This window comes from Propylenella binzhouense (assembly GCF_009866965.1).
Taxonomy (GTDB): Bacteria; Pseudomonadota; Alphaproteobacteria; order Rhizobiales; family Afifellaceae; genus Propylenella; species Propylenella binzhouense.
This window is the reverse complement of sequence record NZ_SPKJ01000001.1, coordinates 119,345-143,442: the sequence shown is the minus strand read 5'-3', so window position 1 is coordinate 143,442 and position 24,098 is coordinate 119,345. Positions and strand designations below refer to the sequence as shown.

Sequence of the window (24,098 nt, the reverse complement as noted above, 5' to 3'; positions counted from 1 at the left end):
CGCCTCCCTGTGCGGCGCCGCGACGAATCCCAGCAATAGTTTGGCCAGGTCCGCCTCCCGACGCTCCAGGGTGGACGGCCCGTCGGGCTCCTCGATCGTCTCGGACCGCCTCCCGCGGCTCGGCACGATGCTGTGGCTCTGCCCCGACACGACGACTCTCCCGGCGACGTCGGGCGAGCGCACGGCAAGGGCCGCGGCGATCTTGTTTCCGGTATGGAGGCCGCAGCCGTGGGCGGGCGCGAGGCCGGGCCGGGCGATCACCTGGCCGACGCAGTCCGCAGGATCCTCGATCGTTGTTCCGGCGGGGAGGGGGGCGGAGTTGCCGAACGCTGGCGGGGCGATGGCGACGACGCGGCAGCGGTCGGCGAGCAGCGCGATGAGGTCGGCATCTATGCGCGCGGAGCGGCCCGCCTGCGGCGGGAGAACGGGCGGCAGGAGAACGGGCGGCACGCCCTCGCCTTCGGCGAAGAACTGAACCTGGCCCAGATCCGTGTCCGCGCAGCCGCGCACTTCAGCGCTCCTCCTTATGCCCCGCCTTGTCGACCGTGATCGAGTGCAGACTGTATACAGAACGCAAAATCACTGTCAACAGAGGCAAGTGAGTGGCGAGGCGGGTGGGGAGGTGCTGGCGAGCGTTCATGAAGCTCGGTGCGGCGACAGGACCGCGGGCGCCCTGCTGCGGGGCGCCGCTGACCACGCCGACGGCATCGCCGGTCTGCCGGCGGAGGATTACCGGGTCGCCAGCTCGCCGGCGGCCGCGAGGCCTGCCAGCCGGCCGAGGCCGATCGCGTGCAGCAGGCCGCTGCCGGATGCGTATCCGACGCCGCCCTGGCGCCCGGCGATTCCGGCCACCGCGCCGCCGCCGGCAAAGAGATTCCGGATGGGACCGCCGTCCCGCGAAAGCACACGGCCGTCGGTTTCGATGGCCAGACCGCCTTGCGTGCTCAGCAGCGCCGCCTGCACCTCGGTGTGCCAGAAGGGCGCCTCGAGAGGCGCCATCGCGAAGTCCTTGCGCCCATGCGGATCCCGTTCGGCGCCGGCCGCCGCGCGGTTGTAGGAGGCGATCGTCGCGGCGAGTGCGTCGACAGGAAGCCCGGTGGCGGCGGCCATCTCCTCGACCGTGGCGGCCCTGCGCGCGCCGCCATAGTCCAGCACCTCGCGAAACCACGGCTCGCGCGCGGCGACGTCGCGGATCCTCTGGTCGAAGATCGCGTGGACCGGCCCCTCCTGACGGTTCACGGGGCCGGCGAAGCCGGAGTAGCCGATGACCTCGTCGCCGAAGCGCTCGCCCCGCGCGTTCACGAAGATCCCGCCCTTCTCGATCGTCGTCCACGAGAGGAGCTCGCCGTGGGGATGGATGATCGAGGCATAGCCCTGGTAGCTCGCCATGTTGCCGAACCGGCTGCCGAGCGCCTCGCCCCAGCGGATCGCCTCCCCCTCGCTGCCGAGCGCGCCGACATAGCTCGCCCCGGCGATCTCCGGGCAGTACCGGGCGACGAGCGCGCGGTCGTTGCCGAAGCCGTTGACGGCGATGACGGTCTTGCGCGCCGAGACCCGGTAGCTGCCGCTCCGGCCGCCGTCGACCACGGCGCCGACGACGGCCCCGGAGGCGTCGGTCTCGAGCGACGTGACCGGGCTCGCCACGGCGAGCGGAATGCCGCGCCGTTCCACCGCCGCGACGAGGTCGCGGGTGAGATCCGCGCCCTTGCGCGAGGCCGGCGCGTGCAGCCGCGGCACGGAGTGCCCGACATGCTTGTAGTCGGTGATGATGTCGAGCGTGACGCCGAGGTCGTCCGCCAGCCACTCGACCAGGGCGGCGGAGCACTCGGCGAGCCGGCGCGTCAGCGCCTCCGCGTCGTGGGGGCCGCTGAGCGCCATGAGATCGGCGTGGAAGAGCTCCGCCGAATCCTCGATGCCGGCGGCGCGCTGGAAGCGGGTCCCCGCGCCCGGGATGGAGCCGGTGCTGATCGCGGTATTGCCGCCCGGGGTCTCGCGCTTCTCGACGACGGCCACCTGCGCGCCGGCATCGTGCGCGGCGACCGCCGCGGCGAGGCCGCAGCCGCCGGCGCCGACGACCAGAACATCGGTATCGAGATCGGATGTCGACATGATCGGACCTTCCTAAGGATGCGGGGTCGGCAGCTGGCGGGCCGGGCCGCCCGAGAAGTCGCTCTCGTCGAGCGCCGCCGCGCCGGCCACGGCGCGGGCGTGGGCGAGCATCCCGGCGCCGGGCATGGCGTAGTGGCGAACGCGGGAGACCTTGAGGCCCATCGCCGCCTGCGTGCCCGCCATGAAGGCGGCGTAGCGGAACAGGACGCCGAGCGAATCCATGACGGTCGCCCCCTCGACCTGCAGCAGGCCCCGCCGGTAGACGAACTCGTTGAGCACGCCGTCGCCGGGAATGATGACCTCCGCGCCCTGCGCCATGGCGCGGGCGCAGGCCCGGCGGAAGCCGTCCTCGATCGCCTGCGCGCCCTCGCCCTCGTCCTCCAGCACGTACTCGTCGATCGGCGGGTCCATCGGGACGACGCCGGCCATCCGCCGCTCCAGCCCGTAGGCGACGGCGAGCTCCTCGTGCTGCACCCGCTGGTCCTCGTTGAGGGCGACCAGCGCGAACTTGCTGCCGAGCGAGCAGGCCACGAGCATGCAGGTCTCGGACAGGCCGACGACCGGGATCTCGACCAGCGACCGCGCCATGCGCAGGGCGGGGTCGTAGAAGCATCCGATCGCCATCGCGTCGTAGCCGGCACGCTCGGCCGCCAGCGCTGCCTCGCAGATCTGCGCCTCGTTGAGGAACTCCAGATAGCGGTGGCGGATGGCGTCGATCGGCACGAAGTCGTCGCCGTAGGTGCCCGGCCTCAGGCCGTGGACGGCGACGGTGTCGCCGGCATCGAGCACGGCGGCGCCGTGCGCCTCCAGCGTCCTGCGGTAGAGGGGCACGCGATCGAGATCGGTGAAGCTCTGGTGCCAGATGCGCAATATCGGTCTCCCTTCAGTGGGCGAGATAGGCGGACCTCAGGCGGTCGTCGGCCAGGAGGGTCGCCGCTCGGCCCCGCCATGACGAAGCGGCCGTTCTCCAGCACGTATCCGCCGTCGGCGAGGTCGAGCGCGGCCTTGAGGTTCTGCGCCATGGCAGGATCGTCATGCCGGCTTCGTTCACCTCGGCGAGCTTCTCGCAGGGCGTCCGGACGATCACCGGCGCCAGCCGGAGCGAGGGCTCGTCGAGCAGCAGGAGCCGGGGGCACCCCGTCATGCCGCGCCCGACAGGAAGGGAAAGGGCTCGCGGCCCTCCGGCACGTGGAGCAGGCCGGACCCGGCGATGATGTCGTGCGCCGTCATGCCGTCCAGGCTGCTGCCGTCGAACGTCACCGAGCCGGTGCGGTTGGCCGCGCCAGCGATCGCCAGCGGGATCGAGCTGCCGAACGTGCCGACCGGGAACCTGACGCCCTCGCGCGTCACCAGCCGGCGCGCCTCGCTGGTGGCGTTTGCCGGATTCGTGGCGTCGGCGACGACCAGCTCGATCTCATGTCCGTCGACGCCGCCCTGCTCGTTGGCCGTGTCGACGGCCACCTGCGCGCCGGCCAGCGCCTCGGTGCCGAGAACGCTGAGACTGCCGGAGAGCGGATAGAACGCGCCGATGCGCAAGGTGTCCGCGTGCGCGGCCGGCATCAGCGCCCCGATTGACAGCACAGCACCTGGAACCGCACGCTTCGTCTGCCGCCGATGGGATCGGGCCTGTCCGCTTGCGATGGCGGCACGGCCCTTGCGCAAAGGCATCATGGCCAACCTCCCTTGTTCCCCGGGCTCCTCGCTTTCCTGTCGATCGTTCCGGCCGAACTGGTCCAGTTTCGGGAGCCTCGCGATCGTTCACGACCATCCGCAGCGCGATCACGAGCTATCCTCGCATGTGGCCTGCGCACTGTCCACAGCCGACAGCCTTCCGTTCGTTCTGAAGAGCGGAGTGCCGATAGCGCGGCCTTGATCGTGATTGGCTGCCCACACCTCGTTGGCGCTGCCTGCCCCGCCGCGGTCGTCGCGCAGCTTCGGCCGAAGCTGCCGAAGCGCGCCCGCCTGATGGCAAGGATGGGCTTGGCGGCGGTCTATCAGCGGCCGAAGGCGACGGTGCGCCATCCCCGGCACCGGGTCTGGCCCCATTTGCTGCGCGGTCTCGTCGTCGATCGCCCTGATCAGGTCCGGCGCGCGGATATCACCTACATCCCGATGCGGCGCGGCTTCCTCCACCTTGTCGCTGTCCTGGACCGGTTCAGCCGCAGGGTCCTAGCCTGGCGGCTGTCCAACACGATGGAGGCGGACTGCTGCATCGAGGCGCTGCAGGAGGCGATGGCGCGCTTCGGGAGGCCGGGCATCCTCAACACCGACCAGGGCAGCCAGTTCACCGGCCACGCTTCACCGAAGTGCTGATGGAGGCCGGCATACCGGCGGCGCGCAGCGACCGTAGCTCGAGATCGTCCGAGCGGATGGCTTTGAGCTGCCCTGCGGTCGCGATCCCGACCCCCTTAGCCGGCGAACAACAGCATATGGGATCTTCATCGATAACCAAAATCGTTTATGATACGCAAAGAATGCGCTAATAGGGGACATGAACGCAAAGAGAGATTCTGGATTCTGGTATATGGCTCCACCGAAGAAGCAGGCAACGGAAGAGTCCATCGGCGCCAGGCTGCGAGAGTGGCGTACCGGCAAGGGGATGACATTGTCCACCGTGAGCGCTCAGACAGGTGTTGCCAGTTCGACGCTTTCCAAGATCGAGAACGGCCAAGTCTCGGCTTCGTACTATACGCTCAAGAAGATCTGCGATGGCCTCGAGATTCCGATCGAAGAAATCATCAACCCCGGACACAAGAGCTTCGCGCCGGGCCGGCGCGTGGTGACGCGGCTTGGCGAGGGGCCGATCTACCGCAGCAACCAGTACGTCTATGAAACTCATTCCACGGAACTCTCCCGCAAGGAGATGATCCCCATGATCATGACCGTGCTTGCGCGGTCGCCCGATGAATTTGAGGATTGGAACAAGCACGACGGCGAAGAATTCGTACTTGTCTTAGAAGGAGAAGTCGATATCTACACAGAGTTCTACGCTGCCGTAACCCTGACAAAGGGAGAGAGTATGTATTTTGACAGCAGTATGGGCCATAAATACTGCTCTCGTAGCGAAGAGCCTGCGAAGATTGTTTCTGTTTGTTACGATCCCCAGGCGCACCAGCATATCGATATGGCCGACTATTTCGCTAAGGGTCGGCTGAACGTGATGCTCGACGAGTAATGGCGCCGGCCTCGTGATGGCGTGCGCTAGGGCCGCCCGCGATGGGGCGTCCCGGGGTCGCGGAGCTTCCTGGCGCGGTCGCGGGAGGGAGCCCGGCCTGTCCAGTTGCGGTAGGCGCGCCAAAGAACCGTGCCGTCGGAATAACCGAGCGCCTGCGCGATCTGCGCTAGGTTGCGGCGCGGATCCGCGAGCTGGCGCTCGACGATGCGCAGGCGTTCCTCGCGCTGCAACTGCCTGAGCGACGAGCCCTCTTCCGCCAGTCGCCGCTGCAGCGCCCGCGGCGTGAGCCCAAGCTCGCCGGCGACCGTCCCGAGCGAGCATTCGGCGTGGCCGGTCAGTCGCGCAACCACGTCGCGCACCAGCTCGACCGTGCTGAAACTCTCCGAACGCGACATCGAGAGGTCGGCAACATGGCGTTCGATCACGGCGATGAGCGAGCGATCCTCCTCGCGATGGACCGTGTTCACGCCGTCGGCGGAGAACAGCAGCCGGTTGACGCCCTGAGCGAATAGCACCGGCGCGCGGAACATCTGCTGGAGCAGGTCGGGCCGGGGCGACGGGCGGTGCGCGAAATGCACCTCCAGCGGCCGCCAGCGCCGATCGAAGCAATGGCGGATCATCCGGCAGGCGGATGACAGGGTGAGTTCGCCATCCTGCGGCCAGCGGGCCATGTCGAGCCCATGAAGCTGGTAGGAGAAGGACAGCACTCCTTCATGCGCCTCGAACTGCATCAGCGTCGCGCTCTGCAGAGCGGCCACACTCGCCGCATAGCGATTCAGGCCGCGCCAGATGCAGCCCGACTGCTGCATCAGCAGTCCGGCGGGACCGAGATCGGCGGGCGTGGTCTGCTGGCCGAGCCGCGCGCCGAGCACGGGGTCGCCGGCCAGGGCCGCGACCTCCTCCTGAAGGTCGAGCAGGGTGATCAGGGGAATGACCTCATAGGGATCGCGCAGCCGCGCCCGGTCGAGGCCATGCGCCTCCAGCCGCGCCGCCAGAAGCGGATCGTCGCCGAATCTGCGCAGCCAGGGATGCAGGGCGACGGCGCGCACCGTCAGCGGAAACGCCGCACTCCGGCGCGGTGCGGGCATCGCGGGTGCATCCATCTTCACCGATCCCTTTCGCGGGCGCATGCGGATGCTTTCATGCGGCGGGGCCGCGGGCATGCGCAAATCATCGAATGTTCGACGCGATATGCAATAGCCGATGCCGCGCGCGCTTTGGATAGTCGGCTGCATTCGAGGCAAGGAGTGCTGCGATGCCCGGACCCCGGCTCGATCCCATAAACGATGCCGCCAGCCTGCCCGCGCGGGTCGATGTGGTGATCATTGGCGGCGGCATCATCGGCGCATCGGCGGCTCTGGAATTGGCCGAGCGGGGACTGAAGGTCGCGCTATGCGACAAGGGAAAGGTCGGCGGCGAGCAGTCGGGCCGCAACATGGGCTGGGTACGGCTGTCGCATCGCGATCCGCGCGAGATGCCGCTGATGATCGAGGCGGTCCGGCTCTGGGAGCAGCTCAATGCGCGCACCGGCGAGGAGACCGGCTATCGGCAATGCGGCATCACCTATGCCTGCGCGTCGCAGGCGACGCTGGCCGACATGCAGGGCTGGGTCGACTACCAGAAGCCGTTCGGGATCGGCGCGCGGATGGTCGGTGCGCAAGAGGGGCTCGCGCCCTATCCGGGTATCGCGCTGAAGATTTTCGGGGCAATGATCAATCCGAAGGACGGCCGCGCCGAACCGCAAAAGGCCAGCGCAGCGCTGGCTCGCGCCGCGCAGCGGCTCGGGGCGAGCATTCATCAGTCCTGCGCCGTGCGCACGGTGGAGACCGGCGGCGGAAAGATCGTGGGTGTCGTGACCGAGAAGGGGCGCATCGCCTGCGATGCCGTCCTGCTGGCGGGTGGGGCGTGGTCGCGGCTGTTTCTGGGCAATATGGGCATCGCGCTGCCCCAGCTCTGGGTGAAGAGCAGCGTCCTGCGTACCGAGCCCTTGCCCGGCGGCCCGGAGGGCACGCTCAAGCACAGCGATTTCACCTTCACCAAGCGTCTCGACGGCGGCTACACGGTTTCCTCGGCACTGGCGACCAAATACGACATCACGCCGGACTCGCTGCGCCTGATGCGTGCCTTCATTCCCACGCTCAAAAACGAATGGCGCTCGCTGAACCTCAGCTTCGGCCCCGCTTTCTTCCGCGCCATGCGCCTGCGCAGGCGCTGGAGCGCCGATCAGGTCACACCTTTCGAGCAAGTTCGCGTGCTCGACCCGGCGCCGGACGCCGATCTGACCGATCCGATTCTGGAAAGCATCCGCAAGGTCTATCCGTTCTTCCGCAACGCGAGGATCGCGCAGCGATGGGCCGGGCAGATGGACGTGATGCCCGATGCCATCCCGGTGATCTCGCCGGTCGATCGCGTGCCGGGCCTGTTCCTCGCCACCGGCTTTTCCGGGCACGGCTTCGGCATCGGCCCGGCGGCCGGGCGGCTGGCCGCGGACCTCGTGACCAATGCGGCGCCGTGTGTCGATCCGCATGAGTTCCGGCTTTCGCGCTTCACGGACGGCAGCCGGATCGCTCCCATCAGCGGCATCACCCGGCGTGGCTGAGCACGGCGCGCGCTCATGCCGGCGCATGGTCGGCCTCCACGCCTCAGCGAAGGACGGGGGCGTCCCAAAGCGTCAGGCGCTGGCCGATGCCCCGTTCGAACGCGTTGCGGTAGATCACCGTGGCCCAGGCCACGTCCTCGACGGGGAGCCCGCCGATCGACATGATGGCGATCTCGTCGTCGCTGCGGCGTCCGCCGGAGCCGCCGCCGACGATGCTCGACAGGTCGTCGATCGCCGCGCGCTCGAGCACGCCCTCGTCGATCATGTCGAGGAAGCGGCACCCGATGACCGGCACGGCCGCGTGCAGCGGCTTGGGAAATTCCTCGGCCCAGGCGTCGTACATTTCGATGAAGTCGACCACCTTGCGGATCTCGGGCGCCTCCATGCCTTCGTCCATCCCGCATTGCGCGGGCATGGCGAGAAAGGCGCCGGGCTTGACCCATTCGCGTCGCACCGTGTGGTAGGCGGAGGGCGGCACGGCGCCTCCCGAGGTGCAGAAGGTCACGATGTCGCTGTCCCGTACCACCTCCTCCAGCGTCTCCACCTCGTGCACGGCGGTGATCTGCGGATGGTGCTCGGCGAGCCAGAGCCGGAAGTTCTCGATGCTGTTCCGGCCGCGCCCCTTGATCTTCACCGTATCGATGCCTGGGCACGCCACGATCAGCGCGCTCAGCGTGGTCGTCGCCATCACGCCCGGACCGAGAATGCCGACGACGCGCGAATCCGGCCGGGCGAAGTAGCGCGCGCCGACGCCGGCGATCGCCCCGGTACGGTAGGCCGAGAGCAGATTGGCCGACATGAGGGCCAGCGGCGCCCCGGTATCGGTGTCGTTGAGCAGGAACATCAGGATCGAGCGCGGAAGGCCCTTGCCGCGGTTGGCGATGTTGGAGCCGTACCATTTGACACCGGTCGTGCCGAAAGGCCCGCCCAGATACGCCGGCATGGCCATGAAGCGGCGATCGGCTGTCGGCTTGGGCATAGACGGAAAGGGCGAATGCTGCGGAAAGCCGATCATCGCGCCATGCGAGGCATTGTTGGCGCCCGCCATGCGATAGTCGCCGCGGCGAAGCAGCTCCAGCGTCTGCTCCATCGCTTCGACACAGCCGGCCATGTCCGTGACGCCGGCCCGGATCATGTCGGGTTCGGACAGATAGAGAAATTCGATTCTTGTCTGGTCCATCGCCGCTGCTCTCCTTGCCGGCGCCCGAGGCGCGCTCGCCGTATGGCACCGCCGCGTTCCGGGACTAAACAAGGCCGCCGATCCGGCAGCTACGGCCTTTGGTGCCATTGATTCGATATTTCGCGACAAGCCCCGGCGTCCGGTGCCGGCTGCACGCCGGCCTGTTTCAAAAATTTCCTTTCGGACAAGGATTTTATTAATCGAAATATGTCGCCGACTCCCGCAAGAGGCGAGGAGCAGTCGGCAGCGACCGCTGGAATGGAAGGACCGAGCCGATGTTCGAGCTGAAGCCCGACCCCTGGTTCGAGGATGGCCGCAAGAAGGCCGTCTATGCGGGGGAGGCGATGATCGTCTCGCCCAATCCCCAGGCCGCGATGGCAGGCTATGACATGCTGCGCGCCGGCGGCAGCGCGATGGACGCGGCGATCGCCGCGATGGCGATGACCAGCGTCGTCGAGGCCTCGCAGGCGGGACCGGGGGGCGACTGCTTCGCGCTGGTCCATGATCCGCGTGGGGGCCTGCGCGCCTACAACGGCTCGGGTGCCGCGCCGTCGGCGCTGAGCGCAGACTATCTGCTTGCGCAGGGCTTTGCCGAGGTGCCGCGCGTCAGCCCGCATTCCGTCACCATTCCCGGCGCGGTCGAAGCGTGGTGCCGGCTGCATGCCGACTATGGGCGCCTTGAGCGCGCGCGGGTGTTCGCGCCGGCGATCGAGGCCGCCGAAGCTGGCGTCGTGCTGCACCCGCGCATCGTGCGCGACTGGCATGCCGCCCTGCCGGACCTGCGCGCCCAGCCCCTCGCGGCGCGACATTTCCTCAAGGACGGCGCGGCGCCGCCGCTCGGTGCGCGCTGGCGTCTTCCCGGCTATGCCGCGTTGTTTCGGGAGATCGTGCGGGAGGGCGCCACCGCCTTCTACGAGAGTGCTTTCGCCGAGCGTCTGGTGGGGCAATTGCGGGCACTTGGCGGTCTGCACAGCCTTGAGGACTTCGCCGGGCACCGGGGCGAATATGTCGAGCCGGTGACGACGCAGGCCCATGGCCAAACATTCGCGGAATGTCCGCCCAACGGACAGGGCGCGGCGGCGCTGATCCTGATCCGGCTGCTCGAGGCGGCGCTCAAGGGCGGGAGCCTCGATTCCGCGCTCGGGCACCATATTCTCGCCGAGGCCAGCAAGATCGCCTTCGCCCTGCGCGACGACCTGATTGCCGACGGCAATCCTGACGCGGCGAGCCTGGATGCGCTTCTGTCGGACGCCTCAATTGCGCGGCTTAGCGCCGGCATCTTGCCGGATCGCGCCGCCAGGCGACTGAGGGCAAGGGATTATGTGCCCCATCACAAGGACACGTCGTATGTCAGCGTTGTCGATCGCGACGGCCTGACCGTCAGCCTGATCTCATCGATCTATACCGATTTCGGCAGCACGCTGTGCGAGGCCGAGACGGGGGTCATCCTGCAAAATCGCGGGGCCGGATTCGCGCTCGCTGAGGGCCATCCCAATCGTCTCGCCGGCGGGCGCCGGCCGATGCACACCATCATCCCCGCCATGGCGCTTAAGGGAGGGCAGCCGATGCTGAGCTTCGGCGTGACCGGCGGCCATTACCAGCCGGTGGGGCATGCGGTGCTCGCCCAGGCGATCTTCGGCGAACAGATGGACCCGCAGGAAGCGCTGAACCTGCCGCGCAGCCAGTGCCAGGACAGCGTGCTGATGGTGGAGGCTGTGCTCGGCGAGGCGCAGCGGCGCGATCTTGCCGCGCGAGGCCACGAGGTTGCCGTGTCGGGTCATCCGCTCGGCGGCGGCCACGCCATTCGTATCGATCACGAGCGGGGCGTTCTGGTCGGCGGCAGCGACAGCCGGCGCGACGGTCTGGTCATCGGCTACTAGCGCTCGGACCCACAGGGGCCGATGCCAGGCGCCACGCGCGGCAAGGCTGCGCGTGGTCCCCTTTGCGCGGCAAGGCCCCCGCGCAACAAGCCCTTCGCGCAGGGCCCGAACCGGCGCCGCGCCGCCGGGTGATGAAAAAATATACTCGAGTGATCATAATTTTATCATCGATGAGTTTTGCAACACAAATTTCTTGACAGCGTTTCAAGACCTAAAACAATTTCCGATCAGCAAATATAAGAAAATTGCGAAAATTCCTGAAATCCTTCTCACCAGAGGTTCCGAGATGTTGAATGGGCTTCGTAGACTGACGTCGCTGGCAATGGCCTGGGCGGCCATGGCCGTCGTCGCGGTGGTGCCGCCGGCCATGGCCGAGGGTGGCAACGTCAAGATCGGCATGGCGATTGCGCAAAGCGGCTGGATGACCGCTTTCGACGAGGATCCCTCCATGGCCGTCCGCATGGCGGTCAAGGACATCAATGCCAAGGGTGGCATTCTCGGGCGCCAGGTCGAGCTGCTGGTCGCCGACACGAAGACCGATCCGACGCAGGCCGCCAAGGTCGGCACCGAGCTGGTCGATCAGGGCATCGACTTCATGATCGTGTCCTGCGATTTCGACATGGGCGCCCCTGCGGCGCTGGCCGCGCAGAACGCCGGCATCCTCGCCATGTCGATCTGCTCGGGTTCGCCGAAATGGGGTCCGCAGGGTGTCGGCCCGCTGGTCTACACCATCTCCGTCGCGGTCCAGGCCGAAAGCTACCTGCTCGCGGAGTGGGCCAAGAACAAGAAGGGCTGGAACAGCGCCTATGCGCTGAAGGAGACTGATTATACCTATACCCGCGCCGAATGCTCGGGGTTCCAGCACCACTGGAAGGAACTGCCGGGCACGAAGTTCCTCGGCGAGGACACCTACAAGGTGGCCGATACCTCCATCGCCGTGCAGATCACCCGCATCAAGGCGCTGCCCGAGAAGCCGGACGTCATCCTGCTGTGCTCCACCGTGACGGCGATGCCTTCCATCATCCGCCAGCTTCGCGCGGCCGGCATCACCACCCCGCTGATGACCAGCATGGGCGCGGATGGCGATTATTGGCTGCCGAGCCTTCCCGATCTCTCGGATTTCTATCTGCCGGTGCACGCTTCGATCTTCGGCGACGACCCCAATCCCGACGTGCGCGCCTTCATGGAGAGCTTCGAGAAGGCCAATGGTCGCCGCCCGACCAGCAGCTTCGCGCTCATGGGCTACAGCCTGATGCAGGGCTACCAGCGGGCGGTCGAGCGGGCCGGCACCACCGATTCCGAGGCGGTCGCCGCCGAGCTCAACAAGTTCAAGGACGAGCCTCTCCTGATCGGTCCGCGCAGCTTCACGCCGGACATTCACATCCAGACCCGCGTGCGCGGCCTGATGATGGAAGTCCAGAACGGCAAGATGAAGTCGACCGGCGAATACTACATGAACGAGACGCCCGTGCCCTTCGAGGTGCTGTTCAGCGAGTGAGCTGAACCCGTCGCGTGACGGGACGGAGCCCGGCATGACCTTCACCACCTTGGAACTGCGCAGCATCACGGTGCGCTTCGATGGAGTCGTCGCACTCAAGGACGTGTCCTTCGTGCTGGAGTCCGGGCGGATCTTCGGTCTTATCGGCCCCAACGGGGCCGGTAAGACCACGCTGGTCAACGTGATTTCAGGTTTCCAGAAGCCGAGCGAGGGAGAAATCCTGCTCGACGGCGCGGTGATCTCGGACCGGGCCGCGCACACGATCGCGCGGCTCGGCGTCGCCCGGACCTTCCAGGCCGTGCGCCTGTTCCGCGACTTCACCGTGCACGCCAATCTTCACGCCTATGGCGTCGGCTGCGGGCTGAGCTCGCGGGCGGCGCGCGAGCGGGCGGACGCCATCCTGGCATGGCTCGGCCTGTCGCACATGGCCGAATGGCGCGCCGACGGCCTGTCCTATGGCGATGAGCGGCGCATTGGCATCGGGCGCGCCCTCGCCGCCGGGCCGAAATTCATCCTGCTGGACGAGCCGGCCGCCGGGATGAACGAGGAGGAATGCGACGAGCTGATGCGGCTCATCCGGGACATTCCCGGCCGGTTCGGCTGCAGCGTCCTGCTGATCGAGCACAATATGCGCGTGGTCATGAACGTCTGCGACCGCATCGCGGTCATCGATTTCGGCAGGAAGATCGCCGAGGGCACCCCGGCCGCCGTCAGCGCCGATCCCGCCGTGCGCGCCGCCTATCTTGGCGAAGAGGTCGCCTGACATGCTGAAAGTGACCGATCTTGGCGTCAGCTACGGCCGTGCGCAGGCCGTGCGCGGCTTGAGTTTCGAGGTCGGCGCCGGCGAGAGCGTGGCCATCGTCGGTCCGAACGGAGCCGGCAAGTCCTCGACCATGCTGGCGATCGCGGGCGCGTTGCGGTTTCGCGGCGGCATCGAGTTCGAGGGCAGGAGCCTCGCCGGGTTGGTACCCGAGCAGGTGTGTCGCCTCGGCCTCTCCCTGGTGCCGGAGGGGCGCGGCATCTTTCCCGCGCTCACGGTCGAGGAGAACCTGCTGCTCGGCACCATGCTGCGCCGCGACCGCGCGGCACTGCTGCGCGACCGGGACGAAATCTACGAGCGCTTCCTGATTCTCGGCGAGCGCCGCCACATGAGCGCGGGCAAGCTCTCGGGAGGCGAGCAGCAGCAGCTCGCCATCGCCCGCGCGCTGATGACCCGGCCGCGATTGCTGCTGATCGACGAGCCCTCGCTCGGCCTCGCCCCGATGATGGTCAACAACGTCTACGCCTATCTGACCGAATTGCGAGCGCAGGGCATGACCATGCTCATCGTCGAGCAGAGCCTGACGCGCGCGCTGTCCTTCTTCGACCGACTGCTGATTCTGCGCGAGGGACAGCTCCGGGCGGGCGGGCGGATCGCCGACCTTCAGCATTCGCGCGCCGTTCTGGAAGACGCCTATTTCGGCTTCTCCAGCCACGCGCACACGCCCGGGGTGGTGCAGCCATGACGACCTTCCTGCAAATCTGCGTCGATGCCGCCAGCCTCGGCAGCCTCTATGCGCTTGCCGCGCTGGGTGTCGGCCTGCTCTGGGGCGTGATGAAGCTGGTCAACTTCGCGCATGGCGAGTTCATCACCATCGGCGCCTACGCCCTGATCGTCCCGTCGGGCGCGGTCATCCCGCAGCTTTTCATCGGCGCGCTGCCGATCTGGCTCATGGTGCCGACCATGTGCCTGATCGTCGCCGTGGTGGCGCTGATCACCGAGCGGATCATCTTCCGCCCGCTGCGCCATGCCGACCCCTCGACCCTGCTCGTCGCTTCCTTCTCCCTGAGCTTCTTCCTCCAGTACCTGATCCTGCTGATCTATGGCGGCCGGCCCAAGAGCATCCAGATCGGGGCGTCGCTGAACGGCGAGTTCGCCTTCGGTCCGCTGCGCACGTCGTGGATCGACATCGTGACCATCTCCACCACCATCGTGCTGCTGATCGCCGTCGCGCTGTTCATGACGCGTACCCGCATGGGCGTGCAAATGCGCGCCGCTACGCAAGATTTCCGTATGGCGCGGATGCTCGGCGTCCGCGGCAACACGGTGATCGCCACCGCCTTCGCGGTCAGCGGCGTGCTGGCGGCCGTGGTTTCGTTCTTCCTGATGGTGCGAACCGGCGCGCTGGCGCCGCGCATGGCCGCGCCGCTGGTCACGATCGGCTTCATCGCGACGGTGATCGGCGGAATGGGCAGCATGGTCGGCGCCATCCTCGGCGGCTTCCTGGTCGGAGTGGTGAGCGCTTTCATGCAGTTCATCCTGCCGGAAGCGATGCGGCCGAACCGGGATGCCTTCGTGTTCGCCATCGTCATTCTCATGCTTCTCGTGCGGCCCAACGGCCTCATCAGCCTGCGCTCGCAGAAGGAGAGGGTGTGACGCCATGCGAGGGTCGATCGTGGCCGATTTCCTGAAGCGCCACTTCACGCTCATCGTCCTGCTGGGGGGCGCGCTGCTGGTGTGCCTCGCCGTTCAGGCGATCGGCGACAAGCCGCTCATCCGCACCGTCACGGAAATCCTGATCCGTATCGTGATCGTGGTGGCGCTCTACATCTTCATCGGCAATTCCGGCGTGGTCTCGTTCGGCTCGATCGCCTTCGTGATGATCGGCGCCTATGCCTCGGCCTGGCAAACCTGCTGCAAGGCTATGAAGCCGATGAGCATGACCGGTCTGCCGGACTTCCTGCGCTACAACACCTATCCGGTGTTCGCGGCCGCGCTGACCTCCTCGCTGCTGGCGGCTATGGTCGCGCTGATCGTGGGCCTGCCGATCCTGCGCCTGTCGGGCATCCCGGCCAGCATCGCGACTCTGGCGTTCCTGTCGATCGTCTACGTCGTCTATTCCAACTGGACGACGGTTACGCTCGGGCTGCTATCGGTGGTCGGCCTGCCGCTCTACGTCACGATATGGGTGGCGTTTGGCTGGGCGGCGGCGACCATCCTTGCGGCCTACCTGTTCCAGAATTCCCGCTTCGGCCTCTCGCTGCGCGCCTCGCGCGAGGACGAGGTGGCGGCGCGTGCGGGCGGGGTGAACGTCGCGTTCCAGCGCCTGCTGGCCTGGGTGCTGTCGGCCTTCTTCCTCGGTGCGGCGGGCGTGCTGTACGGGCACTTCGTCGGGGTGATCTCGGTCAACATGTTCTACTTCGACATGACCTTCATCTCGATCGCCATGCTGGTGGTCGGCGGGATGCGCAGCCTGTCGGGCGCCGTGGTCGGGACGGTTGTGCTGTCGGCCGTGACGGACATCCTGCGCCGGGTCGAGGCCGGCATCGACATCGGAGGGCTCTCGATCAGCATTCCGCCCGGCAGTCAGGAGGTCGCGCTCGGCCTCATCATGCTGGTGCTGCTGCTGATGCGCGCCAACGGGCTGATGGGCGCGCGCGAGTTCTCCTGGCCGCGCCGCCGGATCGAGGCCGCCCCGGCGAGCCGTGTGGGGAGCGACTAGCGTCATGGGCAGCGCCTCCTCGACCGGCGATCCCGTCGCGGCCAGCCTGCGGGCGTTCGACATCGCGATCCGCGCGCGCATGCGCGGTCTTGTGACGCCCGAACTGATCGAGGAGCACGCGCGCGCGCCGGAGGGGCCGCATAGCCGCGAGCTTTCCGCCGTTCTCAATTATCTGCGCCGAGCGCCCATGGCCGGCAAGCTCGCGATCTATGCCGAGGAGCCGTTCGCGCTTTATCGCGTGGTCCGGCTTTCCGGGCGGCGGGGCGAGGCGCCGGTGTTCGCCAGCACCGAAGGCCATGCGACCATCGCCGCCGCCAGCCACGCGATTTTCCTGATGCGCATTGCCGAGCTCATGGAGACCGACCGATGAGCGGGGCCAGTCCCATGCCCCGCGATCCCATGCCCGGCGATCCCATGCCCGGCGAGCGGCTTTCGAGCGGGCCGGTCCACATTCATGCCTATGTCGCGCGCATCAGCGTCCGGGCGGGCGAGGCGCTCGATGTGATGGTCAGCGCGGCCGGCACGTCGGAAGTCGAGGCGCAACTCGTCCGGTTGCTGCATGGCGATGTCCATCCGGCCGGCCCCGGCTTTCGCGAGGAGGAGATCGACTGCCCCGCAAACGGCCGGCTCGCGGTGTCGTGGCGGGACGTACCGCGCGGCAACGTGCTGCGCGGCACGGATGCCGGCGGCGCACTCCTGCCGCAGGAGCGCTTCACCCTCTGGGCCTATATCCATCCGGCGCTTCCCGGCGCGGGCGTCCAGACGCTCGTCTCCTATCTGCGCGACGGGGGCGAGCCTGCCGGCTACGCGCTGTGTCTGGACGAACAGGGCTGCCTCGCTTTCTTCAGGCATGATGCGCAGGGCTGGCGCCGCGTGCTCGGCCAGCCGCAGCCCGTGCTGGCGCATTGCTGGTATCTGGTGACGGCGGATATCGATCCGGCGGGGGGGCAGGTGGTCCTTGCCTCGCGGCATCTGCCCGGCCGGGCCAACGGGCTCTGGTCGCGCGCCGTGCCCCGGCAGGACCCGCCCGACGCGGCGGGGCCGCTCGAGGCGTGGACGGCCGCGCCCGGTCCCGGAACGGTGCTCGTCGGCGGACGCCCCGCGGAGGGCGGGCCGATCGAGTGCCTGTACAATGGCAAGATCGACCGTTTCGGCCTGATACGCGGCGGCGCGGACAAGGGCGTGCGCGAGGCCCTCGCCGCAGGCACCCCACTCGAAGCCGCCCGAACCCTCGCGTTCTGGGACACGACGGCCGGCTACGGGCCCGGCGGAATCGGCGATGTGGTGCGCGACCTCGGCCCTTCCTCGCTCGATCTGGTCGGGGTGAACCGGCCCGTGCGCGGCCAGACCGGGTGGAACTGGGACGGGTGCGTGGACAGCTTTCGGCTGGCGCCCGAGCAATATGGCGGGATCGAGTTCCACGACGACGCGCTTGCCGACTGCCTGTGGCCGCCGACGGTCACGTTGCAGCTTTCCGCCGACCTGCGCAGCGGCGTCTATGCCCTGCGTCTTCGCCATGGCGGGGTGACCGAACGCGCGGTTTTCTGTGTTCGTCCCGCGCGGCGCTCGGCGCCGATCTGCTTCCTGCTGCCGACCGCGACCTACATGGCCTATGCCAACGGACCGCGCAGCATGGAAGGCGATATCGGGCAGGCGCTGATGGGGCGGTCTCCGATCCTCGCCCGCGCCGATATCGAGGCCTGCGAGAACAACTATCTGTTCGGCCTCTCGGCCTATGATGTCCATCGCGACGGCGCGGGGGTCTGCTACACCTCCTATCGCCGGCCGATCTTCACCATGCAGCCCGACTACCGCTTTCCCGGCGTTGCCGCGCCCTGGGGGCTGGGAGCCGACCTGTCGATCATCGCCTGGCTGGAGCAGTCCGGCCACGCTTATGACGTGATCACCGACGAGGACCTCGACCGCGAGGGGCGGGCGGCGCTCGACGGCTACCGGGTGCTGATCACCGGCAGCCACGCCGAATATGCGTCCGAGCCGATGCTCGACGCGATCGAGGATTTCAGCGCGGGGGGCGGGCGCATCCTCTATCTGTCGGGCAACGGCCTGTACTGGGTCGTTGCCTTCCGCCCGGAAGAGCCGTGGGTGATGGAAATACGCCGCCGCGAGGCCGGTTCGCGGGCCTGGCAATGCCGTCCCGGCGAAGGCTATCTCGTCACCACCGGCGAGCCCGGCGGGCTGTGGCGGCACCGCAACCGGGCGCCGCAGAAGCTGGTGGGCGTGGGCTTCGCGTCCGAAGGAATGGACATCTCGGTCCCGTTTCGCCGGATGCCGGCCAGCTTCGCCCCCGAGGTCGCCTGGATTCTGGAGGGGGTCGAGGGCGAGTTGATCGGCGATTTCGGCCTGATCCACGGTGGGGTGGTGGGCCTTGAGATCGACCGTTACGACGCGGCCCTCGGCTCGCCGCCCGGCGCGGTGGTTCTCGCCTCGTCCGAGCCGCTGACATCGAACTGGCCGCTGGTGCAGGAGGAGATTTTCTTCAGCCATCCCGGCCTGGGCGGCGACGAGCATCCGCAGGTGCGGTGCGACATGGTGTATTTCCGCACCGCAAATGGCGGGGCGGTGTTTTCCGCGAGCTCCATCGCCTGGGCGGGGGCCTTGCCCTGGAACGATTTCGACAATGCCGTCTCGCGGATCATGGCCAATGTCGTCAACGGGTTCCTGAGCGACGGCGGACTGCCCGACATCACGGGAGCGGCCGATGCCCGCTAGCCTCATGCTCGATCCGACGGGAGGGAGCGCCCGATGACCTCGTCCGGCGGAGATGACGGCCGGGAGGGAGCGCATTCGTACGGCGGAGCGGCAGGCCCGGAGGCGCTTGCGCCGCTGCGTGTCGTGGCGATCCTCGGCGACCGGGCCGAGGCCGGCTGGCACCGCCGCCTGCATGCCATCGAACATGCCGGCGCGGTCGAGATCGTCGAGGTGCCGGCCGCCGATCTGCGGCGGCATCGTTTCCGCGCGCGCTCGATGTGCGGGCGCGAGGTAATCGTCGACCTGCCGCGCGATGTCTTCCTGTTCGACGGCGCGGTGCTGTACGCCGAGCCCGATCTGGCGCTGGTGCTGAGGGTCGAGGCCGAAATCTGGCTACGCCTGCACCCGCTCGACGCCGCCGCTGCGCTTGAGCTGGGCTACCACGCCGGCAATCTGCACTGGCGCGTGCGCTTCGACGGCGATGATCTGCTGGTGGCGGCCGAGACGAAGGCGGCCGACTATCTCGCACGCGTCGCGCCGCTGCTCGACGAGGGACGGGTGCGTCATGTCGGCTGATGGAGGGGAGGGGGAATTCGCCCCAGACGCCGGCAAGGACAGCGGCAGCCTCCATGAGCTGTTTCACAGCTTGCGCCTTGCCGACAGCCTGTTTCCGAGCGGCGGGTTCGGCTTTTCCTGGGGCCTTGAGGGGCTGTTCGCCGATGGCGAGCTGCGTCGCGGCGATCTTCCGGCATTTCTGGCTGCGAGCTTCGAGCAGAAATGGCTGAGCTTCGACGCGCCCTTTCTTCAGGCGGCCTTTGCACTGGCGCGTGAACCGGCACGTTTGGCTGAACTTGATGCCGAGCTGGACCTACGCGTGGCCGGGACGGCGCAGCGCGAGGGGTCGCTGCGCGCCGGCCGGGCGCTCATGGGCGTGCATGTCCGCCTTGGCACGCCGGGCGCAGGGGAACTGCGCGACCTCATGCTGGCGGGCGAGGGTGGGCATCAGCCGGTCGTGCTCGGAGCGATGCTCGCGCTCTGCGGTCTTGGTCGCGAGCGGGCCATGCTGGTGGCCGCCTATGGCTATCTGACCGGGCTGTGCTCGGCCGCGCTCCGCCTCGGCCATGCCAGCCACCTCGACGTGCAGTCGGCGTTGAACGCGATGGGGGTCCGCGTGGCGGAGGGGCTGTCGGGGCCGATCCGCTCGCCGCTGGAGGCCTGCGCCTTCGCTCCCCTGGCTGAAATCGCCATGCTGCGGCATCCCGACCGCACGACCCGCCTGTTCTCCAACTGATCTGCCGTCCGACCCGATCCAAGAAGCAGGGCTGCCGACATGAACCTGACCCCGACCGAAATGGAGCGCCTGCTGATCTTCTCGGCCGCGCGCTTTGCCGAGCGCAACCGCGCCGACGGCATTGCGCTGTCGCATCCCGAAGCGGTGGCCTTCATCAGCGACTGGATGCTGCACGCCGCGCGGCGCGGGCTTGGCTATGCCGAGATCGTCGACGAGGCCGGCCGGTTGCTGACCCTCGACGATGTGGAGCCCGGCGTCGCCTCGATGATCCCCCACATCGTGGTGGAGGGCAATTTCACCGAGGGCACCAAGATGATGGTGGTCTTCAACCCGATCGGTCCGGGCCTGAGCCCGGCTCAACACGCGGAGCCGCGGCCGGGCGAGGTTCTGCCGGCCTCGGGCGAGATCGAGCTCGCGCCGGGGCGGGCGCGGATCGAGATCGAGGTGTTCAATTCCGCCGACCGCGACATCCAGGTTCGCAGCCACACCCATTTCTTCGAGGTCAATCGCGCGTTGCTGTTCGACCGGGAGAAGACGTTCGGTTTCCGGCTGGACCTGCCCTCCGGGGTCGGCGTCCGGTTCGAGCCGGGTATCCGGCGCCGGGTCGCGCTGGTCGCCATGGGCGGCTCCCGCGCCATTCATGGCGCGGCGGGGCTGGTCGAGGGCGCGCTCGATGACGCGCAGGTCGCCGCCCGTGCCATGGGCCGCGCCCGCGAGCGCGGATATCTGCCGGCGCCGGCCGGCACGCCGGCTGGAACGCCGGCATCGCGCGACGACAGCGGGGAGCGCTGACATGACCCGGATGGAGCGCGGCCACTACGCCTCGATCTACGGCCCGACCAAGGGCGACCGCATTCGGCTCGGCGATACCTCGCTGCTGGCGGAAATCGAGCACGATTTCACCCGCTATGGCGACGAGCTGACGGTCGGCGCCGGCAAGTCGCTGCGCGACGGCGAGGGTTTTCAGGCCCGCGCCAGCTATGCCGCCGGCGGCCTCGATCTGGTCATCATCAACGCCACGATCGTTGATGCGGTGGCGGGCATCGTCAAGGCGGATATCGGCATACGCGACGGGCGCATCGTCGCGCTCGGCAAGGCCGGCAATCCCGACATCATGGACGGCGTTCATCCCGAGCTGCGCTGCGGTCCCAATACGGCGGTGATGCCGGCCGACGGCTGCATCGTCACGGCCGGGGCCGTGGAGGTCCACGCCCATTTCTCCTCGCCCCAACAATGCGACCATGCGCTGGCGGGGGGCACCACCACCATGATCGGCATGGGCATCGGCCCGAACTTCGACATTAGCTGCGCGGGGCCGAACTCGGTCGGCATGATCATCCGCGCCGCCGAGGAATATTGCCTCAACTTCGGCTTCCTCGGCCGGGCGGCTTCGGATGTCGGGGCGGTCGAGGAATCGGTTGCCGGCGGGGCGTTGGGCGTGAAGATCCACGAGGATTTCGGCGCACAGCCGGCCGTGATCGACGCGACGCTGCGCGCCGCCGACGCCAATGATTTCAGCGTGAAGGTGCACACCGACTCGATCAACGAGTTCGGCTTCTGCGCGGACACGATGGCGGCGATCGCCGGGCGTTCGGTGCACATGTACCATGTCGAGGGCGCGGGCGGGGGCCACGCGCCGGACCAGATCGCGGTCTGTGCCTATCCCAACGTCCTGCCGTCCTCGACCAACCCGACCAACCCCTTCACCGCCTATGCGCTCGACGAGGGCGTGCCGATGACGATGATCGGCCATCGCCTGGACTACCGGCTCACAGAGGACATCCACTTCGCCGAAGCCCGAATCCGCCCGCAGAGCATGGCCGCCGAGGATTTCCTCCACGATATGGGGGCGATCTCGATCTTCGCCACCGATACGCAGGGCATGGGACGGCTGGCCGAGAACGTTGCCCGCTGCTGGCAGCTCGCCAGCATCATGAAGGACCGCATCGGGCGCCTGCCTGAAGAGACCACCGCCGACGCCGACAATGAGCGCATCAAGCGCTATGTCGCAAAGCTCACCATCAACCCGGCCATCGCCTGCGGCATCGATGACTATGTGGGCTCGATCGAGCCGGGCAAGATTGCCGACCTGGTGATCTGGCCGCGCCAGAGCTTCGGCATCAAGCCTTCCCAGGTCATAAAGTCCGGCTTCATCGCCTGGGCGCCGATGGGCGACGGCAACGGCTCGCTGGTCGGATCGGAGCCGGTCATCCACCGCCCGATGTGGGCGGCGCTCGGGCGGGCGCGCGCGCATCTCGGCCATACCTTCGTGTCACGGCTCGCCGTCGAGAACGACGTGGCACGCCGGCTCGGGGTCGAGAAGACCTTCCTGCCGATGAAGTCGGTGCGGCATCTGGGCAAGGCGCAGATGGTGCGCAACAGCCTCATGCCCCGGATCGAAGTCGACAGCGAGAATTTCGAGGTGCGCGCCGATGGGCGTCTGCTGATGTGCGAGCCCGCCGCGGTGGTGCCGCTGAACCGGAGATACATGCTGCGATGACCGTCCATGATCTGAACGGCGCGCGGGGAGCGGCGCGGGTTGGAATCGGCGGGCCGGTGGGCTCGGGCAAGACCGCGTTGCTGGAAGCGCTGCTGCCCTGCCTGCTCGCGCGGGGCGTGAACGTGGCGGTCATCACCAATGATCTGGTCACGCATGAGGATGCCGAGAGGCTGCGCCGCAGCGGCATCATCGCGCCCGAACGCGTGCTCGCCGTCGAGGCGGGGGCATGCCCGCACACGGTGATCCGCGAGGACCCGACGCTGAACATCGAGGCTGCCGACCGGCTGGACCGCAGCTTCCCCGGCCTGGAGCTGATCCTGATCGAGAGCGGCGGCGACAACCTCGCCTCGACCTTCTCGCTCGACCTCGTGGACTACTGGCTGTTCGTCATCGACGTGGCGGGCGGCGACGACATTCCGCGCAAGCGCGGGCCGGGCGTGCTGCGCTGCGACGTGCTGGTGATCAACAAAACCGATCTCGCGCCCCATGTCGGGGTCGATCTCGACCGCATGTTCGCCGAGGCGCGCGCGGTTCGAGACGGCAGGATCGTGGTCGGCACCAGTTGCCGGCACGGCCGGGGCGTCGAAACCGTCGCCGACCTCTTGTGCCACGATGTGCTGTTTCGCGACATGTCGCACCCTGACGTGCCGATCCGCGACGCGGCGGCGGAACTCACGCGGGCCGAGACTTCGTGAACGCGATCCCCCCATCTGTGGACGCGCCGGCGAGCACGCAGCTCGAGCTGCATTTTTGCGGGCGTGGCGGGCAGACGGTGCTGGAAAGGCGGCGCGTCCACTATCCGTTTTCCATGGGCCCGCTGCATCCCTGGCCGAACACTGCCGGCGGGGCGGTCGCCTGGCTGCAATCGGTCTCGGGCGGGCTCTATTCAGGCGAGCGGATCGCGATATCGCTCGCCGCGACCGGCCGGGAGGTTGTCGTGAAAGTGGCCGCCACTGCCGCGGCGGTGGTGCGCGCCTGCGCGGTTCCTGCGCGGCAGGACATCCGCCTTCATGTCACCGGCGGCGCGGTGCTGATGTGGCATCCTCGGCTGCACATCCTGCTGCCGGGTGGAGCGCTCACCCAATGCATCGAGGCGGCGGTGGATGCCGACTCGACGCTGATCTTCCACGAGGGCTTCTGTGCCCACCGTCCCGCAGGCTCCGGGGACGCGTCCACGGCCAGCTTCGATGTCTTCCGCAGCGAGATCCGTCTGCGGCGGACGGACACCGGGCCGCTGTTTCACGAGGCAGGCTATCTGCACGGCCGGGATTTCGACGCCGCGCCGCCGGGTGTGATCGGCCGCTACCGGGCGTTCGGTGCGATCCATGTTGTCTCGGCGCGTCTGAGCCGAGCCGAGCCACTGCGGCGGGCGCTGGTCGAACGGCTGCATCGTCCGGGCGCGGTCTATGGCGGCGTCGCACCGTTCAGCCGGGAAGCCGGCTTCGTGCTGCGGCTGGCGGGACGGGAGCCTGAGGAGCTTGAAACCGAAAGCGATCGGCTGCTCGGCCTGCTGGCCGATGCCGCCCGCCAGGGCGCGAGGGAAGGGTGATGTTCATAGGCGAGGCCTTGGTCGGCGAGATACCCAACAACGCCCATCGCGCTGGCCGGCGCGTTTGCCGGCGGGCCCGACGACTGGATGGTGATCGCCGCCGTCTGGGTCAATCCCGACGCGCAC

At 68.1% G+C, this 24,098-nt stretch carries 23 protein-coding genes and 1 pseudogene; 18 read left to right on the top strand and 6 right to left on the bottom strand.

The window, feature by feature from the left end:
- Positions 1–228: 228 nt before the first annotated feature.
- Positions 229–549, top strand: a complete 321-nt coding sequence (locus tag E4O86_RS00720) for a hypothetical protein (RefSeq protein ID WP_161138594.1) — start codon at positions 229–231, stop codon at positions 547–549.
- A 180-nt stretch (positions 550–729) separates the two neighbouring features.
- Here the strand turns inward: E4O86_RS00720 and E4O86_RS00715 are convergent, their stop codons facing one another.
- From E4O86_RS00715 to E4O86_RS00700, 4 genes are read right to left on the bottom strand one after another with little or no spacing between them, the layout of a single operon-like run.
- Positions 730–2,109 carry an FAD-dependent oxidoreductase gene (locus tag E4O86_RS00715; RefSeq protein ID WP_161138593.1) on the bottom strand — a complete coding sequence of 460 codons (1,380 nt, stop codon included), beginning with the start codon at positions 2,107–2,109 and terminating at the stop codon, positions 730–732.
- Positions 2,110–2,121: 12 nt separating this feature from the next.
- Entirely contained in the window at positions 2,122–2,979 is an 858-nt protein-coding gene (locus E4O86_RS00710; RefSeq protein ID WP_161138592.1) for an aspartate/glutamate racemase family protein, read from the bottom strand.
- A 13-nt stretch (positions 2,980–2,992) separates the two neighbouring features.
- Positions 2,993–3,253: an ATP-binding cassette domain-containing protein gene (locus E4O86_RS00705; RefSeq protein WP_161138591.1), complete on the bottom strand. Its 261-nt coding sequence runs from the start codon at positions 3,251–3,253 to the stop codon at positions 2,993–2,995.
- Positions 3,250–3,780: an ABC transporter substrate-binding protein gene (locus E4O86_RS00700; RefSeq protein WP_246206039.1), complete on the bottom strand. Its 531-nt coding sequence runs from the start codon at positions 3,778–3,780 to the stop codon at positions 3,250–3,252. Before E4O86_RS00700 ends, E4O86_RS00705 begins: the two co-directional genes overlap by 4 nt.
- 288 nt (positions 3,781–4,068) lie before the next feature.
- Here E4O86_RS00700 and E4O86_RS00695 point away from each other — a divergent pair.
- Both E4O86_RS00695 and E4O86_RS00690 read left to right on the top strand, forming a co-directional pair.
- Positions 4,069–4,457, top strand: a pseudogene (locus E4O86_RS00695) (DDE-type integrase/transposase/recombinase); the annotation flags it as partial.
- 176 nt (positions 4,458–4,633) lie between these two features.
- Positions 4,634–5,284 (top strand): helix-turn-helix domain-containing protein, encoded by a 651-nt coding sequence (locus E4O86_RS00690; protein WP_161138589.1) that lies wholly within the window; start codon positions 4,634–4,636, stop codon positions 5,282–5,284.
- A 26-nt stretch (positions 5,285–5,310) separates the two neighbouring features.
- Here E4O86_RS00690 and E4O86_RS00685 read toward each other — a convergent pair whose 3' ends face one another.
- Entirely contained in the window at positions 5,311–6,519 is a 1,209-nt protein-coding gene (locus tag E4O86_RS00685) for an AraC family transcriptional regulator (RefSeq protein WP_161138588.1), read from the bottom strand.
- A 20-nt stretch (positions 6,520–6,539) separates the two neighbouring features.
- Between E4O86_RS00685 and E4O86_RS00680 the strand changes: the two genes are divergently transcribed.
- Positions 6,540–7,883 carry an NAD(P)/FAD-dependent oxidoreductase gene (locus E4O86_RS00680; RefSeq protein WP_161138587.1) on the top strand — a complete coding sequence of 448 codons (1,344 nt, stop codon included), beginning with the start codon at positions 6,540–6,542 and terminating at the stop codon, positions 7,881–7,883.
- 43 nt (positions 7,884–7,926) lie between these two features.
- Here the strand turns inward: E4O86_RS00680 and E4O86_RS00675 are convergent, their stop codons facing one another.
- The gene (locus tag E4O86_RS00675; protein WP_161138586.1) at positions 7,927–9,063 is read right to left on the bottom strand and encodes an ornithine cyclodeaminase family protein; all 1,137 of its coding nucleotides are present in this window, start codon (positions 9,061–9,063) and stop codon (positions 7,927–7,929) included.
- A gap of 275 nt (positions 9,064–9,338) precedes the next feature.
- On the opposite strand from E4O86_RS00675, the gene E4O86_RS00670 reads away from it, so the two are divergent.
- From E4O86_RS00670 to E4O86_RS00605, 14 genes are all read left to right on the top strand, one after another.
- Complete coding sequence (locus tag E4O86_RS00670) at positions 9,339–10,943, top strand: gamma-glutamyltransferase family protein (protein WP_161138585.1); 1,605 nt, start codon at positions 9,339–9,341, stop codon at positions 10,941–10,943.
- A gap of 286 nt (positions 10,944–11,229) precedes the next feature.
- Positions 11,230–12,441, top strand: a complete 1,212-nt coding sequence (locus E4O86_RS00665; RefSeq protein WP_161138584.1) for an ABC transporter substrate-binding protein — start codon at positions 11,230–11,232, stop codon at positions 12,439–12,441.
- Positions 12,442–12,475: 34 nt separating this feature from the next.
- Positions 12,476–13,204: an ABC transporter ATP-binding protein gene (locus tag E4O86_RS00660; protein WP_161138583.1), complete on the top strand. Its 729-nt coding sequence runs from the start codon at positions 12,476–12,478 to the stop codon at positions 13,202–13,204.
- 1 nt (position 13,205) lies between these two features.
- On the top strand, positions 13,206–13,946 hold the full coding sequence (locus E4O86_RS00655) for an ABC transporter ATP-binding protein (protein WP_161138582.1): 741 nt from the start codon (positions 13,206–13,208) through the stop codon (positions 13,944–13,946).
- A complete protein-coding gene (locus E4O86_RS00650; protein ID WP_161138581.1) occupies positions 13,943–14,857 on the top strand; it encodes a branched-chain amino acid ABC transporter permease in 915 nt (304 codons plus the stop codon). The genes E4O86_RS00655 and E4O86_RS00650 overlap by 4 nt, the downstream gene beginning before the upstream one ends.
- A 4-nt stretch (positions 14,858–14,861) precedes the next feature.
- Complete coding sequence (locus E4O86_RS00645; protein ID WP_161138580.1) at positions 14,862–15,923, top strand: branched-chain amino acid ABC transporter permease; 1,062 nt, start codon at positions 14,862–14,864, stop codon at positions 15,921–15,923.
- Positions 15,924–15,927: 4 nt separating this feature from the next.
- A complete protein-coding gene (locus E4O86_RS00640; protein WP_161138579.1) occupies positions 15,928–16,293 on the top strand; it encodes a N,N-dimethylformamidase alpha subunit family protein in 366 nt (121 codons plus the stop codon).
- Between the two features lie 29 nt (positions 16,294–16,322).
- A complete protein-coding gene (locus E4O86_RS00635; RefSeq protein ID WP_205520542.1) occupies positions 16,323–18,653 on the top strand; it encodes a N,N-dimethylformamidase beta subunit family domain-containing protein in 2,331 nt (776 codons plus the stop codon).
- A 33-nt stretch (positions 18,654–18,686) separates the two neighbouring features.
- Entirely contained in the window at positions 18,687–19,208 is a 522-nt protein-coding gene (locus E4O86_RS00630) for an urease accessory protein UreE (protein WP_343039052.1), read from the top strand.
- Entirely contained in the window at positions 19,198–19,923 is a 726-nt protein-coding gene (locus E4O86_RS00625; protein WP_161138577.1) for an urease accessory protein UreF, read from the top strand. Before E4O86_RS00630 ends, E4O86_RS00625 begins: the two co-directional genes overlap by 11 nt.
- Before the next feature lie 39 nt (positions 19,924–19,962).
- The gene (gene ureB, locus E4O86_RS00620; protein ID WP_161138576.1) at positions 19,963–20,715 is read left to right on the top strand and encodes an urease subunit beta; all 753 of its coding nucleotides are present in this window, start codon (positions 19,963–19,965) and stop codon (positions 20,713–20,715) included.
- A 1-nt stretch (position 20,716) separates the two neighbouring features.
- The gene (gene ureC, locus E4O86_RS00615; protein ID WP_161138575.1) at positions 20,717–22,423 is read left to right on the top strand and encodes an urease subunit alpha; all 1,707 of its coding nucleotides are present in this window, start codon (positions 20,717–20,719) and stop codon (positions 22,421–22,423) included.
- On the top strand, positions 22,420–23,118 hold the full coding sequence (gene ureG, locus E4O86_RS00610) for an urease accessory protein UreG (RefSeq protein WP_161138574.1): 699 nt from the start codon (positions 22,420–22,422) through the stop codon (positions 23,116–23,118). The genes ureC and ureG overlap by 4 nt, the downstream gene beginning before the upstream one ends.
- Complete coding sequence (locus E4O86_RS00605) at positions 23,115–23,972, top strand: urease accessory protein UreD (RefSeq protein ID WP_161138573.1); 858 nt, start codon at positions 23,115–23,117, stop codon at positions 23,970–23,972. The genes ureG and E4O86_RS00605 overlap by 4 nt, the downstream gene beginning before the upstream one ends.
- Positions 23,973–24,098 lie beyond the last annotated feature (126 nt).

Excerpts from the sequence above, each read along its gene's own strand:
- E4O86_RS00660 (WP_161138583.1), top strand. The coding sequence starts at position 12,476 with ATGACCTTCACCACCTTGGAACTGCGCAGCATCACGGTGCGCTTCGAT.
- E4O86_RS00640 (WP_161138579.1), top strand. The coding sequence starts at position 15,928 with ATGGGCAGCGCCTCCTCGACCGGCGATCCCGTCGCGGCCAGCCTGCGG.
- E4O86_RS00650 (WP_161138581.1), top strand. The coding sequence starts at position 13,943 with ATGACGACCTTCCTGCAAATCTGCGTCGATGCCGCCAGCCTCGGCAGC.
- E4O86_RS00670 (WP_161138585.1), top strand. The coding sequence starts at position 9,339 with ATGTTCGAGCTGAAGCCCGACCCCTGGTTCGAGGATGGCCGCAAGAAG.
- E4O86_RS00715 (WP_161138593.1), bottom strand. The coding sequence starts at position 2,109 with ATGTCGACATCCGATCTCGATACCGATGTTCTGGTCGTCGGCGCCGGC.
- E4O86_RS00645 (WP_161138580.1), top strand. The coding sequence starts at position 14,862 with ATGCGAGGGTCGATCGTGGCCGATTTCCTGAAGCGCCACTTCACGCTC.
- E4O86_RS00635 (WP_205520542.1), top strand. The coding sequence starts at position 16,323 with ATGCCCGGCGATCCCATGCCCGGCGAGCGGCTTTCGAGCGGGCCGGTC.
- ureG (WP_161138574.1), top strand. The coding sequence starts at position 22,420 with ATGACCGTCCATGATCTGAACGGCGCGCGGGGAGCGGCGCGGGTTGGA.
- E4O86_RS00625 (WP_161138577.1), top strand. The coding sequence starts at position 19,198 with ATGTCGGCTGATGGAGGGGAGGGGGAATTCGCCCCAGACGCCGGCAAG.
- E4O86_RS00680 (WP_161138587.1), top strand. The coding sequence starts at position 6,540 with ATGCCCGGACCCCGGCTCGATCCCATAAACGATGCCGCCAGCCTGCCC.
- E4O86_RS00705 (WP_161138591.1), bottom strand. The coding sequence starts at position 3,253 with ATGACGGGGTGCCCCCGGCTCCTGCTGCTCGACGAGCCCTCGCTCCGG.
- E4O86_RS00685 (WP_161138588.1), bottom strand. The coding sequence starts at position 6,519 with ATGCAGCCGACTATCCAAAGCGCGCGCGGCATCGGCTATTGCATATCG.
- E4O86_RS00700 (WP_246206039.1), bottom strand. The coding sequence starts at position 3,780 with ATGATGCCTTTGCGCAAGGGCCGTGCCGCCATCGCAAGCGGACAGGCC.
- E4O86_RS00665 (WP_161138584.1), top strand. The coding sequence starts at position 11,230 with ATGTTGAATGGGCTTCGTAGACTGACGTCGCTGGCAATGGCCTGGGCG.
- ureB (WP_161138576.1), top strand. The coding sequence starts at position 19,963 with ATGAACCTGACCCCGACCGAAATGGAGCGCCTGCTGATCTTCTCGGCC.
- E4O86_RS00690 (WP_161138589.1), top strand. The coding sequence starts at position 4,634 with ATGGCTCCACCGAAGAAGCAGGCAACGGAAGAGTCCATCGGCGCCAGG.
- ureC (WP_161138575.1), top strand. The coding sequence starts at position 20,717 with ATGACCCGGATGGAGCGCGGCCACTACGCCTCGATCTACGGCCCGACC.
- E4O86_RS00630 (WP_343039052.1), top strand. The coding sequence starts at position 18,687 with ATGACCTCGTCCGGCGGAGATGACGGCCGGGAGGGAGCGCATTCGTAC.
- E4O86_RS00675 (WP_161138586.1), bottom strand. The coding sequence starts at position 9,063 with ATGGACCAGACAAGAATCGAATTTCTCTATCTGTCCGAACCCGACATG.
- E4O86_RS00655 (WP_161138582.1), top strand. The coding sequence starts at position 13,206 with ATGCTGAAAGTGACCGATCTTGGCGTCAGCTACGGCCGTGCGCAGGCC.